9 protein-coding genes and 3 pseudogenes are annotated in these 18,528 nt (G+C 61.6%); 6 read left to right on the forward strand and 6 right to left on the reverse strand.

Translation table 11 applies throughout. The features are described 5' to 3' along the window. The first annotated feature begins 2 nt into the window (after positions 1–2). The 3 genes and pseudogenes from J7I92_RS09475 to J7I92_RS09485 form a co-directional block, all read left to right on the forward strand. A complete protein-coding gene (locus tag J7I92_RS09475; protein WP_214839788.1) occupies positions 3–8,828 on the forward strand; it encodes a malectin domain-containing carbohydrate-binding protein in 8,826 nt (2,941 codons plus the stop codon). A 184-nt stretch (positions 8,829–9,012) separates the two neighbouring features. Then, a pseudogene (locus tag J7I92_RS09480) lies at positions 9,013–9,368 on the forward strand (transposase); the annotation flags it as partial. A gap of 302 nt (positions 9,369–9,670) precedes the next feature. Continuing rightward, positions 9,671–9,823, forward strand: a pseudogene (locus J7I92_RS09485) (ATP-binding protein); the annotation flags it as partial. A 68-nt stretch (positions 9,824–9,891) separates the two neighbouring features. Here the strand turns inward: J7I92_RS09485 and J7I92_RS09490 are convergent. Continuing rightward, on the reverse strand, positions 9,892–10,131 hold the full coding sequence (locus J7I92_RS09490; protein WP_214839789.1) for a hypothetical protein: 240 nt from the start codon (positions 10,129–10,131) through the stop codon (positions 9,892–9,894). A gap of 243 nt (positions 10,132–10,374) precedes the next feature. Between J7I92_RS09490 and J7I92_RS23840 the strand changes: the two genes are divergently transcribed. Continuing rightward, complete coding sequence (locus J7I92_RS23840; protein WP_311380251.1) at positions 10,375–10,647, forward strand: transposase; 273 nt, start codon at positions 10,375–10,377, stop codon at positions 10,645–10,647. Then, positions 10,547–10,759: pseudogene (locus J7I92_RS23845) on the forward strand (transposase); the annotation flags it as partial. The gene J7I92_RS23840 and the pseudogene J7I92_RS23845, both read left to right, overlap by 101 nt. Here the strand turns inward: J7I92_RS23845 and J7I92_RS09500 are convergent. The 3 genes from J7I92_RS09500 to J7I92_RS09510 form a co-directional block, all read right to left on the reverse strand. After that, positions 10,736–13,438: a LuxR C-terminal-related transcriptional regulator gene (locus tag J7I92_RS09500; protein WP_214839790.1), complete on the reverse strand. Its 2,703-nt coding sequence runs from the start codon at positions 13,436–13,438 to the stop codon at positions 10,736–10,738. The pseudogene J7I92_RS23845 and the gene J7I92_RS09500 sit on opposite strands and share 24 nt — an antisense overlap. A 268-nt stretch (positions 13,439–13,706) precedes the next feature. Further along, a complete protein-coding gene (locus J7I92_RS09505) occupies positions 13,707–15,314 on the reverse strand; it encodes a sugar transferase (RefSeq protein WP_214839792.1) in 1,608 nt (535 codons plus the stop codon). Positions 15,315–16,079: 765 nt separating this feature from the next. Further along, the gene (locus tag J7I92_RS09510) at positions 16,080–16,217 is read right to left on the reverse strand and encodes a hypothetical protein (protein ID WP_214839794.1); all 138 of its coding nucleotides are present in this window, start codon (positions 16,215–16,217) and stop codon (positions 16,080–16,082) included. A 197-nt stretch (positions 16,218–16,414) separates the two neighbouring features. Between J7I92_RS09510 and J7I92_RS09515 the strand changes: the two genes are divergently transcribed. Beyond that, the gene (locus J7I92_RS09515; RefSeq protein ID WP_214839795.1) at positions 16,415–16,651 is read left to right on the forward strand and encodes a helix-turn-helix domain-containing protein; all 237 of its coding nucleotides are present in this window, start codon (positions 16,415–16,417) and stop codon (positions 16,649–16,651) included. Here the strand turns inward: J7I92_RS09515 and sufU are convergent. Both sufU and J7I92_RS09525 read right to left on the reverse strand, forming a co-directional pair. Continuing rightward, complete coding sequence (sufU, locus tag J7I92_RS09520; protein WP_214839797.1) at positions 16,648–17,133, reverse strand: Fe-S cluster assembly sulfur transfer protein SufU; 486 nt, start codon at positions 17,131–17,133, stop codon at positions 16,648–16,650. The genes J7I92_RS09515 and sufU overlap by 4 nt on opposite strands. After that, a complete protein-coding gene (locus tag J7I92_RS09525) occupies positions 17,130–18,461 on the reverse strand; it encodes a SufS family cysteine desulfurase (protein WP_214839799.1) in 1,332 nt (443 codons plus the stop codon). Before J7I92_RS09525 ends, sufU begins: the two co-directional genes overlap by 4 nt. Positions 18,462–18,528 lie beyond the last annotated feature (67 nt).

Raw genomic sequence — 18,528 nt, forward strand, 5'->3', positions numbered from 1 at the left:
GCATGCTCGCGACCTCGCTCGTCGGACTCCCGGCACTGGCAGCGACTGTCCCGCCGGTTCCGGCAGACGCCGGGCATTGGACCACGTCCCCCTACTCGCCCTTACCTCCCGCCGAGGTCCTCGCGGCAGGCAATGCCGTGAAACTTGGTTTTGACGGAAAATCCGGGGGTCTTCAGACTTCCGTGGGCGCCGGCACCGGGTTCACCATGCTCCAGCCATCATCGGCAGACAAGAGCGCCCCTTATTTCAGCCCGAGTAATCTCAAAGTATCGGATGGGAACCTCACCATCCTGGCCACCCCGGGTGCTTCTGCCGGGGCCTCCAATAGTCAGGACAATGCCCTCGGCATCGGCTTCACTTACCCGTCGCAGACGCTGCGCCTCTCGACGACGATAATCAGCCCGGCGGTTTTGGACGCGGATGCTCGGCTCGGCCTGTGGTTCGGGCCGAACGACCAAAACTTCGCCTCCCTGACGGTGGCCGGCACAGGGACCGCCGGAGAGCGGCATGTGCAGCTTAGGCGCGAACAGAATGATGTGACCGAACCAGCCGCCGTCGGGACTATGGCCTCCCAGGACCATGTGTCGGTGGCAACAACCCAGACACTCCTCGGCGACTCGCCAGTGAGGCTGACCCTTGACATCGACCCGTCCGACAAGAAGCTCGTTGCCACGTACCAGGTAGGTGGCGGATCCCCCGTCGCCGTAGGCCGCCTCGATCTGCCTACGGCCTTCATCGATGGATCGCTGCTGTCCAAGACTGCCATCAAAGATGTGTCAGCATTTGGCGGGGTCCTCGCTTCCCAAGGCACGTTGCCTGGAACCATGCCGCTGAATGCGGTCTTCGAGGAGTTTTCAGCCGAACAGGTAGCGGCCGGGTCAGCACCGACTGCACCAGCGGCCACGTCGCCGACACCGACGGATCAGGGCTCGCCCTCTGCGTCCACAGCTGCTGCAAAGCCCTCACCCACAGGTTCAGCAACGGCAGCCGAGCCGCCTTCCGCACCCGGCCCGCGGCAAGGCAGCACGGCGCCGCCAGCCCCAGGTCCTGGTGCAAAAGTGGCACCCGGTTCCCCTCGGGACGATCAATGCCTCGCAGGCGAGTGGCACGCCCAGTACTTCAAGGGCACATCCCTCGCCGGCTCTCCCGTGGTCACCGGGTGCACCCCCACTATTAACCAGACCTACAGCTCGGGAAACGGCCCGGCCGGAGTGGGTTCTGAACAGTACTCTGCCCACTGGACGCGGACGATGGATGCCGGAGCGGGTACATACAAATTCACCGCTCGTGCCGACGACGGGATTCGCATTCAGATCGACGACCAGGTTGTCCTGGACCAATGGATCGAACAGTCCGCGTCAAGCGACATTGTAAAAGAGGTGGACCTGGCTGAAGGGCCCCACTCGGTCACGGTCGAATACTTTCAGGCCTACGCAGATGCAGCAGCCGTGGTCACTTACAGCAAGCAAGGCCCTGACACGGAAGCTGCAATCGCCCCTACCCAGCTCCTGACTGAGGGCCGTGCCGGGTCGGTTGACCTGATCTGGACTGCCAGTCAGTCAAGTGATGTGGCCGGGTACCGTGTGTACCGCGGAACAGGCGACGGCGTCGACCTCCAGTCCGCTCCGCTGACTGGTAAGGACGACCTCGTCGCTACGTCGTTTAGCGACGAAACGGCGCAGCCGGATGTGGCTTACTACTATTCGGTCACTGCCGTGGACACTGCGGGCAACGAATCCGCGCCGTCCAACGAAGCAGCGGCCGTCACGGAAGCAGGCGACGCCACGGCGCCGGATGCCCCGACGTCACTTGCAGCTGTTGCCGGGGACACAAGAGTGGCTCTGAGCTGGGCGCGGTCGGCTTCGACGGACGTATCGGGCTATCGCGTTTACCGGTCCCTTCAGCCTGTGGTCGGGGAGACGGGAGCGCTGCTTTCCGGTCCGGCCCCCATTGCAGGCACCAACTATGTGGACAGCACAGCCACAAACGGCACCACCTACTTCTACACAGTGACTGCAGTGGATCTGTCCGGAAACGAGTCCGTTCCCTCCAACGAAGTCCACGCCGTGCCCGTGGTCCCGAACACGACGAACATCAAGGTGGACTTCACCACCACTTCGGGTACCCCCGCCCCTGGCTACACCTCCGACTGGGGCGAGGCATACGGCCTCCGCTCCGGCGCAAACCAGGGCAGTGGGCTGACATACGGCTGGAAAACCATTGATGGCAACCCCTTGAGCCTGGTGGGCAACGGAAGGGACCGTGGACGCGCCGGGATAGACGAACGCCTGGATTCGATTATTCACATGCAGTACGGCGATGACGGCGGCACAAATGGAGTACGGACTGAAGGCATTTGGGAAGTAGCCGTCCCCGACGGGTTGTACGAAGTGACAGTCGCGGTCGGCGACCAGGCCTTTGCCAAGGGATATGACTCGCTCCATGCGATCAACTTGGAGGCAGGCATCGGAATCGAGGCTTTTCAGGGATCTGCCGCGGCGGAGTACCGGACCGCGACGACGACAGTCGGAGTGTGGGACGGGGAACTGACAGTTACGGCCGCTGGCGGCACGAACTCCAAGATTGCGTACATCGACGTTGTAGGCGTTGAACGCGCCCCGCACGTTGACACGATGCGGCCGCTCAACCGTTCCGTTGGCCACGATCCCAACGATGGAGTGTCAGCCACCATCCGCATCCCCTACGCAGGGGTCGGAGTGGATCCTGCCACCCTTCAAGGCAACGTTCACCTCTATGAAGTTGCCTCCGGAGCAGAAGTGCCATCGACAACCGGAACGTCAGGCGGCAATGACGTCATCTCGACGCAGCAGAACGCGGCTTTGAAACCGGGAACCGCCTACCGGTTCGTCGTCACGAGCAACGTCAAGGACAACTACGGTGCTCCCTTTAAACCCTTCACCTCGGTCTTCACCACTGGAAGCGGAGTCGTGGCGGCGCCTTCCGGGTACACGCCCCTCACCGGCATTGCCTTCGAGAAGGCCGAACAGCCCGTCGCGGCCGGCAAGTACTGGTCTTCCATGGCATTCGGTCCGGACGGAAAGATGTATGCCTCCACGATCGGGCAGGGGATATTCCGGTTCACGGTTGCGGCCGACGGCACGCTGTCCAACATGGAGGACTTGGGCCACGCCGGGCGCGCCATTATCGGCCTCGTCTTCGACAAGGCCTCGACGGCAACAGATCCCAAGGTGTGGATCACTTCAACTACAGCCAACACGTTCAACGAAACCGGCAAGTGGGTTTCCGGCATCAGCCTGCTCAGCGGTGCCCGGCTTCAGAATGAAGCCCAAATATTCTCACATTTGCCTCGTTCCCAGGCAGACCACCTGACGAACTCCATGACCTACGGACCCGACGGCCGCCTCTATTTCATGCAGGGCTCCAACCAGGCCGCCGGGGACCTCGACAACTCATGGGGACAGCGTGGCGAAACCCTGTTGACCGCCGCAACGTTGGTATTCGATCCGGCGGATCCGGCGGTCCAGCAAGCAGTCTCGACAGGCGTGCCCATCGATGTCCAGACCGGCGACGGCGGCACGTACAACCCGTACTCCCCCAGCGCTCCGCTTAAGATCTTTGCCACAGGGATACGAAACGCCTACGACCTTGTATGGCATTCGAACGGCCACCTTTACGTCCCCACCAACGGAACAGCCGGCGGTGCAAATTCACCGGGGGTGGTCAGGAATGCTGATGGTACGTACACCCGCGTAGCCGCTGACGGTATTCCCGGATACAGCACCGTCAACGGCCAGGACGTAACGGCCCAATGTCAGCGACGAAACTACAACGGCGGTTCAGTTCCCGCTATTGGAAACCAGCCCACCCAGCGCGACCTGCTGTTCGACGTCGTGCAGGGCGGCTACTACGGGCACCCCAACCCTGAACGATGTGAATGGGTGTTGAACGAGGGCAACGACCCGCTCAACCCGCCCCAGTCCCCCGGCCAAGGAGGGTCCAAATATCCGTCGGGTACCAAAGCCGACCCGAACTACCGGGGCATCGCGTACGACTTCGAGTTTAATAAGTCACCGAACGGCGCTCTCGAGTACAAGAGCAACACGTTCGGAGGACAGCTAAAAGGCAGGGTGCTGGTCACCAGGTTCTCGAACAACAACGACCTCATCTTCCTTCAGCCGGACCGGGCCACCGGGAAGATTCTGGGAGCACAGACCTCAGTCGGCATCACCGATGTCGCCAACTCCATGATTGGAGGAGTGGACGGCTTCAACGATCCGCTGGAAGTAGTGGAGGATCCCAAGACCGGAAACCTGTACGTCAACCAGTACGACCGCGGCGGAAACGACCAAAAGATGTTCCTGCTGCGTGTTCCCGGCAATCAACAGGCGGCCCCCCTCACCTCTTCGGCACCCGAACTGGTCTTCTCGGCAGTCAAGAACACCACGGGCGCCACAAAGACTGTCACCATCACCAACACAGGATCGGGAGCGGTCACTCTGGCCACCGCACTGGCAGGCACCAGCCCGGCAGAGTTCACCACTTCGGGCGGCAACGGCGTGACTCTCGCAGCCGGTGCGAGCACTACGGTCCAGGCAACTTTTAAGCCGGGCAGCACAGTAGGCCAGCGTGAGGCGATCCTCCGCGTCTCCGCGGGAGGCACCTCCCTCGACATCGGACTCTACGGCCTCTCCATGAACGGTATCGAGGGCGGCAACGAGCCCACTTTCAATGACGTCACCGGAACGTTGGGGTATCACGTCAATGTGGGGTGGACCAATCTGGAGGGTGGTACACAGGCCACGGCAAAGGGTGATGAAGTCCTGGAGCCGCTCTTCGTCAAATCCGGCACGTCGCCGGTCTCCGTGACGCCGCTGGCACAGTATGCCCCGAGGGAAGATCTGCCCTTTGGCTGGTACACGGGCGACGGAGCGGCCGCCCAGCAGCACAGACTCGGCTCGATTGACGTCAGCGGTTACCAGTCCTTGCTGCCGCCGTCGAGCCCCGGAACAGCGCAATCCTTCGATCCAGGAACACAAAGCTTCGGACTGTACTACTATTCCAATGCTTTCCAGCGTTTCGGTTACACGGAGGACCGGTTGAATACCGGCATCGCGCACCGTGCCAGGATCTATCCGGCGAAGAACCGGCTCGGAGTGGCGATTCCCCAGACCTATCTCATGGCCTTCGAAGACGCCTCAAACGGCGACTACCAAGACTATGTTTTCCTGGTTCAGGGGATAAAGCCCGCGTCCGCCGTCGTGTCACCCGGAACCGACGCCATCAAAGTTAACTTTTCCAACCTTGCCGCAAGCCTTCCCGCTGGTTATCTTCGGGACTTCGGTGAAGGCTTTGGTCCCCGTACTCGCGCTGATCAAGGCCAAGGCCGAAGCTACGGCTGGAAGAACCAAGCCACGGAAACACCACTGGATATGTCCACGCAAGGCACCGCTGGACCAGGCAACGGCAGGTTGCGCACTACGTCGCAGCCGGACTTGCGGCTGAACACGCTAATGCACATGCAGGCTGCTGACATCCCCAACTTCAACGGGTTGTCCGCCTATGCCTACTGGGAAATTGCGCTTCCGGCCGGGGAATACGACGTGAAGGTTGCAGTCGGGGACCCTACGGTCCAGACCGACACTGAGCTCCACAGCATCAACCTCGAGGGCAGGAACCTGATCAACAGGTTCGCTCCCTCCGGCGCTGCCGGGTCCAATACCCGCCACACCAGCGCCTCCGCGCGGGTTTCGGTCACTGATGGTTATCTAACAGTGGATGCCAATAGCGGCGTCAATACGAAGATTGACTACATAGAGATTGTCCCGGCAAGTACGGATGTCCCGGGCGACAACCCGACCGAAGGTGCGCAGGTCAAAGTCAACTTCCAGACGACTACGGCTCCGACCCCCACGGGATGGACGCCTGACACCGGCGCCGCTTACTCCGCGCAACGCAAGTCGGGCTGGCTTGTCGGCGGCGTACCCACGGACAGGACTGCGGCAACGCGTTACCGCTCCGCGGCTACAGCGGGGATTAGCTACCCGTCTGATCCGCTCCTGCAGTCCTTCAACACTATGGGCCCGGCAAACAACGTCACCACCGGCGTGTGGGAGTACGAGGTCCCCAACGGGACGTACACGGTGGCCGCATCGGCAGGTGACTCCGCTTATGTCGATTCCGTCCACGGGATCGCCGCGGAGGGTCAGCCGCTCATCGCGAATTTCATCCCCACGGGCACGACGCCCTTCCAGACGGGCGCGAGGCAGATCACCGTGACCGATGGCAAGCTGACCATCACCTCAACTGGAACCAACACAAAGATCAACTGGTTGAGCATTAAAGGTTCGGCCCTTGACCCGGCCCCTGACACTACCCCGTCGGCCAAGTACAACTTTACGATTCCCGGGGCTGTAACGCCCACCGGCTGGACAGCGGACATCGGGGGTAAGTACGACCAGGACGGCTACGGCTGGCTGGTCAACGGTGTCCCGACCGAGCGAACAACGGAAGGACGAAACCGGCCGAGCGCTATGCCCGGAATCTCCTATCCCCTGGATCCCCTGCTTCAATCGCTCAATCAGATGCAGACAGCCAGCAAGGGCGGTACTGACGGAGTATGGCAGCGGGCCGTGGCGAACGGGACGTATGAAGTATCACTTTCGGTGGGCGACGCCAACTACCTGGACTCGACCCATGCCGTCGAGGTGGAAGGCAAGCCGGTCTTTGCGCCGTTCGTACCCACCGGCACGGTACCCTTCAAGACCGGAACGGTGACAGTCGACGTCACGGACGGGATGCTTACTCTGGTGCCCAAGGGTACGAATACGAAAATCAACTGGGTCACCATTAAAGGCGCCAACCTCGCGGGTCCCGCCATCTCAGTTGACGTCAATGGCCAGGCTGTCGGAACGAGCTACACCGGCGGGCAGGCAACCGTCACCCTGGCATCCCAAGTCGCAGCAGGAGCCCAGCTCACCTCACTGCGCTATTCGGTGGATGGCACCCCGGCAGTCAATTACTCGGCACCGTTCGGAATCTCCACGGGGAGTCATTCTCTGGTGGTGACTTCAGCCGACAGCGCCGGCCGGTCATCCTCGCGGACTGTGACTTTCGCGGTACAGAACATCGGCGGAACGCTGACACTTACCAACCTGCAGGCAAGCCGCCGCAGCGGGCAGCCAGCCCCAGGTTTCTACGAAGACTGGCTTGTGATGCACCGTATCAATACCGGAGTCACCAACCACAAGGTGACAGACACAGCGACGGCTCAGCTCACCAATACTGGGCAGCAGGATCTGGTGATCACGAAGCTGACGATATCCGGGACTGGCTCAGCCGGCTTTACCATCGTCAATCCCCCGACTTTGCCCCTCACTGTGGCTCCCGGAAGCTCCACGCCCCTGACGGCGAAGTTCGTGGAAACTGCAGGATCCAAGGGCGTCCGCTCCGCCCAGGTGGAGATCACCTCAAGTGATTCCACAACCGCCGTCAAGAACATCCAGCTGCGGGGCGTCTACATGCCCGCACCGGAAGGAAGCAACGAGCCAACAGTGGCTCAGCTTTCCCAGGCATTCGGCATCACCACGAACATCGGCACCCCGAAAGTAGGTGACCAGCTGCCGACGGCCCCTCTCAATGGGGAAGAAGTACGGTCCGGTCTATGGAAGCGAAACGACCCATCCCGGCCTGTCACGGTGAGCCAGATCGCATCGTTCCATGGCTGCTGTACTTCCGGGGAGAGAATAGACATCGCAGGAACGACCGCGGAATCCAATGCCCTGTACGGCCAGACGGTCCTGCCGCTCAACAACGCCCTGACGGGCCTCGTAGAGCTCGATGCGAATCCGGCCGGAACCTTCAGCCTGAAGGTTGGAAACCAGTCGACCGGCAACACCAGCTATCTGGCAATCAAAACCTGGCCGCTTCGCGACCGGAGCGGCCAGCTCGTCACGGGGACGTACGTCGTGGGACACGACTACATGTCCAGCGCCAACGAGTGCTCGTCTGGTCCGGCCAACTGCGACTACCAGGACAACGTTTACATCATTAGCAACGTTATCCCTGCGGGGGCGGCTGACACGACGGCGCCCGCGGCGCCCGCGGGTCTGACCGCGACCGTCGGGACCACCGCCGTGGATCTGGCCTGGACGGCCGGCACCGAAAGCGACCTCGCCGGTTACCACGTCGAACGTGCCATCGACCCGGCCGGGCCCTGGACACGGCTCACCGGAAGCACACCTGTCGTTACCGCGGCCTATCGTGACTCTGCACCACCTGTCACTACTACCGTTCTCTATCGCGTCCTCGCCGTCGACACTTCCGCCAATACCTCGGCGCCGTCCGCCACCGCCCAGGTAAACACCACCGGCATGGCCGCCCAGCCCATCAGGATCAACGCCGGCGGACCGGCAGTGAGTACCGGCGGCCTGAACTGGCTCGCCGATGCTTACTTCACCGGCGGCAAAACATACACCAACCCACAGGTCACACAGATCGCAGGGACCACCGACGACGCCCTTTACCTCTCCGAACGCAGCGGCGCAGGCGGCTTCGGCTACGCCATTCCCGTCCCGTCAGGAAACTACACCGTCAAACTCCACTTCGCAGAGATCTACCACGGAGCCACCGGCGGCGGCCCGGGCGGCACCGGAAAACGAATCTTCAACGTCAACCTCGAAGCCGGCACTCCCGAAATCACCAACCTGGACCTCAACGCCAACGTCGCTCCAATGACCGCCTACATCCTCACCCAGCAGCTCAACGTCACCGACGGCACCCTTAACATCGACTTCACCGCAACCGTCGACGAACCAAAAATCTCCGCCATCGAAATCATCCCCGGATGAACCAGCGCTCCGCGAGCTTCCGTCAGCTTACGGGGGGACTGTCTGAATAACGGTGTGTGGGGTCCCGGCCTGATCCGAAAGGAGACGGCCGTGTCAGAGTCCATGACCGAGATGACAGGGGTGATGATCGATCCCGTGACGGGAGAGATCATCGATCAGAAGGAGCTTGCGGAGAGCGTTTGCTCGCGCAGGTAAAGAGCAGGGCGTGAGCCTGGTAGGCCCGGGCGGGCTGCTGAACCAGCTGACGAGGAATGTGCTGGAGACCGCGCTGGAAGCGGAACTGACCGAGCACCTCGGGCACGAGCATGGCGAGACGCCGATTGCAGCCAACATGCGCAACGGCACCAAGCCGAAGACCGTGCTGACCGAGATCGGCCCGGTCGAGATTGAGGTGCCCGGGATCGGGACGGGTCGTTCGAGCCGGTGATCGTGCCCAAGCGGAAACGGCGCCTGGACGGGATCGACCAGATCGTGCTCTCGCTGTCGGCCCGGGGGCTGACCACCGGGGAAATCGCCGCGCATTTTCGTGACTCGCCGGGCATCTTGTGACGGGTTATATGTGGCCCCGCCTTCAACGTTGGATTCATCAGTGGATAGATGCGGCGGAAGGCTGGTCTGGATGGAGTCGAGAGTGGAGTTGTTCGTGCAGATCCGAAGGGACGCCCGGGTCGAGGGCCTGTCGGTCCGTGCGCTGATGGTCCGGCACGGGGTTCATCGAAAAACGGTGAGGCAGGCTCAGGAATCTCCGGAACGCAAACCGCGGCAGGGGGTGGTCTGGCGGCTGGAGCCGTACAAGGCGGCAATCGATGCCATGTTGGTCGAGGACACGACGGCGCCGAGGAAGCAACGAGTCGTTCTCCGGCTGGACAAGAACCTTCGCGGGCCCGCGGCTCTGTGCCGCGATCGTGGACCGGCTGACATTCAACGGCGCCATTATCGAAACCGGCACCGAATCCTACCGTCTGGCCCACACGATGACTCAACAAACCAGCTAAGCAGCCTCAACCCAGGGAGCTACTACTTTCGGCGGTCTCGTACTTCAACCAGGCAGGCAGCGGCACGACTACTGCCGCTGGGGGGCTCGGTAATTGCGGAGCGCATCTTCTTTGATCCACTTTCTGGTCAAGAGGGCGTCCAGAACGAGAGACACGGGGAAGGCGATCCAGAAAATCCACAGAGGTACGAGACCCGCAAAAACCAATGCCATGACGACAAGGATCACCGCAGCAGAAGCATAGTTGTAGATACGCCGCCCGGGAGTAGCTATTCGCGCTTCTTGTGTTTCACGGAAGTAATTCAGCATGGCGCCCCCAAATGCATCAGCAGTATTGCATCAGCGTATCCTGCGCTGGTCATGAAGTGGGGCTACGCGCGGGGAATCCAGGCTCCTGGTGGGGCCAGATATGGCCGTGCGCCCGGGGCCAAGAAAGGTTGACATAGTCAACGGGGAGCGGGAGATTCTGGGCATCTGGGCCGGCGACGGCGCCGAGGGTGCCCGGTTCTGGCTGCAGGTCTTTCCGAGCTGAAGAACCGGGGCGTGGAAGACGTGTTGATCGCCGTCTGCGACGGGCTCAAGGGCCTGCCGGAGGCAATCACGACCACGTGGGAGCGAACGGTCGTGCAGCAGTGCATCGTGCACCTGATCCGCAACAGCTTCCGCTACGCCGGCCGCCAGCACCGCGACGCATCGTCAAGGCGCTTAACCGGTCTACCAGGCCCCGTCCGAGCAAGCGGCGAAGGACCGGTTTGCCGAGTTCACGGCCGAGTGGGGCCAGCATTATCCAGCGATCGTGCAGCTCTGGGAGTCCTCCTGGGCTGAGTTCGTGCCGGTTCTGGAGTACGACGTGGAGATCCGGCGGGTGATCTGCACGACGAACCCCCACACACCGTTTACCGGACAGTCCCCCTTACGGGCGCCGACGCCGCGGTAGCTCGGGTCGCGTTGTGGCGCGGCCCGCCGGAACGTTTACCACGTCCCTGAGTTCCGTTCTGCTCGCAAGGTGGAGTTTCGCGTAGACCTGGTAAAGATGACCCTCTACGGTTCGAACCGAGACATGCATCTGCTCAGCTATTCTCCGATTCGATATTCCGGCAGCTGCCGCAACCGCCACTTCACACTCCCTGGCGGTTAGCGCGAATGCAGTCAGTGAATTAACGTCGCCGGTCGGTCCGCGGAAAAGCTCGTCCAGAGACTGCAGCGCGCGCTGGGCAACCCGCAGGGAGATCTTATTTCCGGCAGCCTGGGCGCAATTGACTGCCTTTCGCGCCACATCCCTCGCGAAAACAGCGTTGCCGGCCGTTTCAGCTGCGCGGCATACATCCATTAGCGCTTCGCTGTTTGACTCCTTTAAGCCATCCGCCAGTCCCCGGCACAGCAGAGCAAAGTAGCCATCTGCCTGGCGGGAAAGCCCTCCGAGCTGTGTTCCTGGCTTCACGTCGCCCGCCCGCACGGCGGCGGACAGAAAGTGAATTCCCACGGCAATCGCCGATGACCCGGCGTCGGCGTCCCCTTCTGAAAGTAGAGCAGATATTGGCCCGCTGCCCTGGCCCAGTTCAACGCAAGCGCAGAGTTCGAAGAGCCGCGCCAGACGCGAGGTAAGCCAAGCAGCGCGGGTAGGTAGCTGGGTGATTTCGGCCAGGTACAGGCTGGCTTTTTCGTGATCGCCGCCAAGGGCCGCTGCATAGGCGCACGCTGCCGTGGCCAGTCCCACTAAGCCATCCGGGTCCTGCGTCCTGAGCTGGCGTGCTCCCGCTTCAAGGCGAGGAAGCGCCGTGTCAACGCGGCCACGGTGAAAATCGACTACACCCTGGACAATTTCGAACATGCCCCCCAACCGGGATTGTGGCTCGTTCGAGGCCGACATGCCTGCAACGTAGTTACCTGCCGCCCCAAACTCACCAGCGAGCAGCAGCAACTGAAGGTAGCGTCCCCGAACCTCGCGCACGGTACGGTCCGCGAGATCGCCATCCAGGGCGGCCGCGACAATTTGGCCTCCAAGCGCCACTGCCCGGCCTGTCTGGCCCAGGATGGCAAGGGAAGTGGACAGCAAACTCGCGGCCAGGATCCGGGGTTCCGTTCCTAGATCAACTGGTTCGGAACCTTCATCCAGGCTAAGCACATCCCGGTGGCGGCCCTCAAACACAGCAAGTTCTGCTTCCGCCAGCAACAGCATTTCCCGCACGGAATCCAGGTCCGGCTCCTCTTCCGACTGCTCCGAGATCTTCGATTCTATGTGACTTAACCGGCGCCTGGCATTGGCTGTCGTAGCGTGGCTTCGCCGGTCGAGCTCCGACGCTGCCAATTGCAGCGCCGTCCATTCGGCGAACGATAGGTCGGAACCGGCTTCGCGGTCGAACTGGCGCAGGATCCTTCGTGCAGAGTCGTGATTGTCAATAGAGACATACGCCTGTAGGGACTCAATGGCTGCGTCGGTGCGCAGTCCCGCCCCGTCTATCTCCTTAATGAACCTGAGGGCCGTGGCCGGATCGGATGCCCTGTTGGCCGCCCGGGCGGCCGCGAGAGCAACAGTCGCTGTGACCGGTTGTCCGCAGTTGATTGCCCAGGTGACGTTGCTAAGGCCCGGCGTATCGTCCAGGTCTGGGTGATCAAGGACTGAGGTCAGCCGACGCCGTAGTTCGGCACTTCGACCAGGGGGAACCGCGTTGGCGACGATTGTTGCGGTCACCGCGTTGGCAATACTGACCATTGGAGGGTGTTTATGGCTGACTTCGATCATCGAACATTCTTGCAGGGCGTCCATGTCGCGAGGCTGGGAGACCCGCATAAGCGCAGGCAGCGGAACGGCTCCCGCCAACGCAAGCAGCTCGATAACGTCGCGCTGGCCTTGCGAGAACCGGTTCATACGCGCTTTCACAACATCCCTGATCTCGCCGGTGAGGGCGATGGGACCGTCTCCGAGCAGCCAGAATTCTTCCTGGCGGACTAGTATTCCAAGCTTGACCTGTTCCTTGGCCAGCGTGAAGAGGAAGAGGGCGTTGCCACCGCTGGCAGTCCACAACTCGCGCGCGGCAGTGTGCGAGAAGTAACCTCCGAAATGACGACTGAGTGTGGCTGCGGCCTCGCTGAAGTCGAAGGCTCCCAGGTCCACCCGCCGAAGCAGGTCGTCCTTCCACAAGCCCATGATGTCGCCGCCAACATTTGGCAGATCTCCACAAGCTGCAAGAAGGCGGACGTGCCCGCCCACGCTGAGCTGGGCAATCATCATCGCGGACAGTTCATCAAGTTCATGTGCGTTGTCCACGAAAAGCACGATGGTCCGCCCCTGTGCCCTGTTGCGCAGCAGTTGCGTCAGCCCTCGCAGAACCATCAGCGGATGTTCAACATCTGCAGAATCAAGTTCGTGGAGAAGGACGCTCAGGGCGCCGTAGGGAAGCGTTGAAGAGATGGAACTGCCTCTGATCTGGATCACGGCGAAGTCTTCTCCGAGTTGTTCCAGGGCCCTCTGCGCGACGAAGGACTTGCCCGCTCCATGTTCGCCCACAATCAAGATCCCGCAACTGGAGCCGGAAGTGAGTTCCGAGACCACGTCGGCAACGATCTCATGTCGAATGTATCTGCGCTCGAGTCCGTCGGCTCCCAACGGTTCCATGGATGAAAGGCGAGCGGTTCTGTCGCTGTCACGGGACAAGGCTGTGTGTTGCTGATACATGGGAGACCTTCGCAATCAAAAGCTTGATTAGTGATTGACCCAACTTAGGGAGAATTGGGTCCATCCGGCATCCGTAGCTCCTACTCGGATTTCATGGAGCAAATTTGCGAGGTCTACTTGGGTGTACTCGGTGGACGATCCAGGTACTGCCCGGCCTAGTTAAGTAATTAGGCCGTTTCCGGGTGCCCATGCGCGTCTGACCATCCGTTTAATACGCGCCGTTAGGGCGAATTACCACCCTGAAGGTCCGCCACAGGATCACCAGGTCGCCCCACATCGACCAGTTTTCCACGTAGTACAGATCCAGACGTACGGCGTCCTCCCAGGCCAAGTCGGAGCGGCCGCTGATTTGCCAAAGCCCCGTAATGCCGGGTTTCGTAAGCAACCGTCGGCTGATGTTACGTTCATAGAGCTCCACTTCGCGGGGCAGCGGAGGCCTCGGTCCCACCAGGCTCATGTCCCCCTTCAGCACGTTCCAGAATTGCGGCAGTTCATCGAGCGAGTACTTCCTCAGCCAATGACCACACTTGGTGACGCGCGGATCGTGTTGAATCTTGAACAGGAGCCCGGCTCCTTCGTTCTGGGCCAGCAGCGCGAGCAGGTCATCTTCCGCGGTGGGGACCATCGAACGGAACTTGATCATGTTGAAACGCCTGCCGTCCTTGCCAACGCGTTCCTGCCGGAAGAACACCGGGCCTGGACTATCGGAAGATACGATCAGGGCAAGAATGAGAAACACGGGGGCCAGGACGAGGAGCGCGCAGCCAGCCAGCAAGACATCCATGGCGCGCTTGACTCTATGCTTCAGGCCCTTGTACCGCGGCAGGTCAACGTGCATGAGCGGAAGCCCTTCGACAGGTCTCAGGTGCATTCGCGGACCCGCCACGTTCGTCAGGCTGGATGCCAGAACCAACTCAGCCTCGTGTTCCTCCAGCATCCAGCCCAGTTCACGAAGAGCATTGTTTCCGCCGGGAAGAGGGCCTGCTACGAGGACAGCAGTTGCGCGGGCACTCTCCACGGCCGGAACTATGTCGCCCAATCCACCTAAGACCGGAACGTCACTCCCGTCGATCTTTAAAGTCATGCCCGGGCGCCCTCTCGTAACCAGAACACCCAGAATGTCGAAAACCGCACCGGAATTACGAGCAAGTTGCCGGATTACGTATGTGACGTCCTCAGTGTCGCCGGTGACCACCACACGCGAGAGGTATCGGCCGTTGACACGTTGCCTGTTGATCCAGCGCCGCCACGCCCAGCGGCTGCCGGTCAGGGCGAAAGTGCCAAGGGGCAGCGCCACGACAAAGAGTGCCACTATCTCGCCTGACTGAGCCACTATCGAAGCTATGCCGGCCAATCCGAACACGTTCAGCGTTGCCGCCACCACACGTTTATATTCCTCAATGCCGACGCCGAGAATGGTTGATTCACGCGTCCGATAGGCCGCCAATGAACCTGACCATAAGAGCGCGACCCCTGACGCGGTTTGAATATATTCGTCCGCCGAGGCAGGCCCTCCTGTGAGCGTGGCACTGGCAACATCGATCCAATAAGTGGCGGCGATCGTCAGCAGGACGACCAGAAAGTCCGTGAGGCGGAGGCCCCGCCGGTAGAACCGGACCCAGGCATGCCCGGAAGATTCGCCGGCAACGGGGCCCTGTCCGTCCTGAAGGACTCCAGCGGTAACGGGAGAAGTCAGTTGAGGCGCGCCACTGGAGCTGGAGACGGACGGTGTCCAGAGACTTTTCCATGCGTTGGTTGCTGGTCCGGGTTGGGCAGGAAGTCCACTCATGATGCGGGCCTGTCGGAGCTCGCGCATTCGCAGAGTGAGAGGTGTCCAATGCCGTGACGGCTGCGCACGAGTGCTGAGTCGCGGATTTCCAGGAGAGTTTCCTCAAGGGCACGGTTGCTTGATGCATCAGGGATCAACATGGGAGACCTTCGTCTAGTGAGTTCTTCTGGTGCCTGCATCCCATTAAGCCGTTCCACCCTCCAGCGCACACCGGTAGTCGCTACTCGACTTTGCCCAAGTGCTCCGGCCCCGATGAGGCTCCTGTTACTTGGAAACCTCCCGCATCAGGGCTTAGAGCGGATGCCGCTACTGGTTCCGCCCCTGACAGCCCATGACAGCCCAAGGACCAGGACAAGTTCGGGTTTTGGCCAGCGACGAGGCACGTTTTCGGGGCCGCTCGGACCGTGCGGGAAGCCACCTTTTAGGCACACAGCCCGGGGCCCGGCGGACACTCGAGTACCGGGCGCAGTAAATGGAGTAGGCGGGGGCATAAATGAGGTGTGCACCACGCTGTTATCTGAACGTGATAAGCAATAGATTTCTTGCTATGGACGCGCACGATATGGAGCGGGTTTGGCACGGCAGCCACCGTAAAAGCGACCGCAGAAATTGGTCGTTGTATTTCGCCTTGACTCTATTGGGGCTTATCGCGTGGGTAATTGTGGTATTTCCCCACTAATCTTCCAAATTTCCACACAATGATCAAAGCTCCGGCGGGTCCCCACCTGTCGGAGCTTTGTTTTCGGTACCGGCCGGCTCGCGGAGCCGGTTGACATCCTGGTCGAGGCGAAATTACCGGACGAAATCGGAGAAGCCGGCGGCAATGGTCAGCGCCGTCAGTATCACCAGCGAAATAACGCACACAATTTCCGCCCTGCGAATCCTGTGCTGCGTCTGACGCCATTCACTCTCGTCCTGGATATCGACCATACTAAGAGGCTACGGAGACACGCGGGACGGCACTAGAGTAGTCACTACTTGTCTTTATCCCCATTGCTGTTCGCTCTTCACATCAAGCTCACCATGCCATAAAGTGGCCATAGGATCGGCGATCGGCTCAGCGACGTTTATCTCAGGAATGAAGTACGTCCTCAGGATTGAACTACGTCCCAGGAGAGCTGAGAACAGTGGCCGCTGAAGGTTTTTCCAATACCCGTTTCCTTACCGTTTCCGAAGTCGCAGAGGTGATGCGGCTGTCCAGGATGACCGTGTACCGGCTGGTCAAGGCGCACGACCTGCCGGCCGTCCGGTTCGGCCGGTCTTACCGGGTTCCCGAGCACGCCATCGAAGACTACGTCCAGCACCATTCGACGCTGGCGGACGAAGAGCGTCCGGACAAGCAATCGGATAAGGACCCTGCTTAGCTGCTGGCGGACACGGCCTGCCGCAGCGCGTCCTCCGCAGCCACCCATGCCAGCATGGCGCATTTGACCCTGGCGGGATACTTTGCCACTCCGGCCAAAGCCGCCGCATCACCCAGAATCTCTTCGTCCGGCTCCAGCCGGCCCCGCGAGCGCATAAGCTCCCTGAAATGGCCGATCATTTCGTCGAGTTCGGCCGGCGACGCACCTTCGGACAATTCGCTCAATATTGACGCGGAAGCCATTGAGATGGCGCAGCCCTCACCTTGCCACCGGACGGCTTTAATATTTGACTCCGAGCCGCCCGGCTCAAGCTCCAGGCGCAGCGTGATTTCGTCGCCGCACACCGGGTTGAGCTGGTGGCACTGCCCGACTCCCGCCTGTTCCGGCATGGCAGCGGCTTCGTCCGGGCTTAAATCTGCGCCGCTGCGGGCCTTGGCATGCTCCAGGATCAGCTGCTGATACATCGCGTCCAATGAGCTCATTTGGAATCCCCCGAACCGGCTGCCCCGAAGTAGGGCCGGACTTGGGCCACAGCCTCGAGCAGGAAGTCCACTTCTTCAGTGGTGTTGTACAGGTAGGTGCTCGCCCGGGTGGTTGCAGTCAGGCCGAGCCGGCGGTGGAGCGGCTGTGCGCAGTGGTGTCCCACCCTGACCGCGATACCCATGCTGTCCAGGTACTGCCCGACGTCGTGCGCGTGCACCCCGGCAACGTCAAAGGCCGCCAGGCCGAGGCGTTCCACGCCTGCCGCCGGTCCCACAACCCGGACCCCGTCGATGGCGCTGAGCCCGTTGACCAGTCGCTGCCCCAATTGGGCTTCCCAGCCGGCGATCCGTTCCATTCCGGTTTCATGCAGGTAATTGGCCGCAGCGGCGAGGGCCACCGCCTGCGAGATGGGCTGCGTACCTGCTTCGAACCGCTGGGGCGCGGGCAGGTAGTCGGCTTTGTCCATGGTGACCGTCGTAATCATGGAGCCTCCGGTCAGGAACGGGGGCATCGCGTTCAACAGTTCGCGCCTGCCGTAAACGCCGCCGATCCCCGTCGGCGCGAGCATCTTGTGGCCGGAGAACACGGCAAAATCGACGTCCAGGGCCTTGAAGTCCAAAGGCAGGTGCGGCGCGGACTGGCAGGCGTCAAGGACCACAAGGGCCCCCACTTCCCGGGCAAGCCCTACGAGTTCGGAAACGGGGTTGATGGTTCCGAGCACATTTGACGCGTGGGTGAATGCCAGGACTTTGGTGCGGGCCGTGATGAGGCGGGCCGCCTCCTCAAGCCGCAGCGCGCCGTCGTCGTCGATGGGGATGAACTTCAAGGTGGCGCCGGTGCGCCGGCAGAGCTCCTGCCACGGGATGAGGTTCGCGTGGTGTTCCATCTCCGTCACCACCACTTCATCCCCCGGCCCGAGGGCAAACCGGCGGGCGTCGGCCCCTGTGCTGCCAATACTTGCGTTGGAAAAGGCGTATGCCAGCAGGTTAAGTCCGGCAGTGGCATTGGCAGTCCAGACCAGTTCGTCCTCCGCCGCCCCAATGAATGCGGCCACCGTGGCGCGGGCATCCTCGAACGCGTCGGTGGCCTGGACGGCAAGATGATGGGCGCCGCGGTGCACAGCGGCGTTCCTCAGTTCGTAAAACTCCTGCTCGGCCTCGAGCACGCTGCGCGGGTTCTGCGAGGTGGCGCCGGAATCCAGGTACACGAGCGGCCTGCCATTGACTTCCTGCTCCAGGACCGGGAAATCGTTGCGGATACGCAGGACCTCGACGTCACTTAGCGCGACCTGGATGTCTGCGGAAGCGGGAGTGGATACCATGACCAAACTGGGGCTCCTTGATAGGCAAGACCTGCCGACAGCTCGCCGCCACGGCCAGGCACACCGCTTGTGT

Source organism: Arthrobacter sp. ISL-72, from assembly GCF_018613755.1.
Lineage (GTDB): Bacteria > Actinomycetota > Actinomycetes > Actinomycetales > Micrococcaceae > Arthrobacter.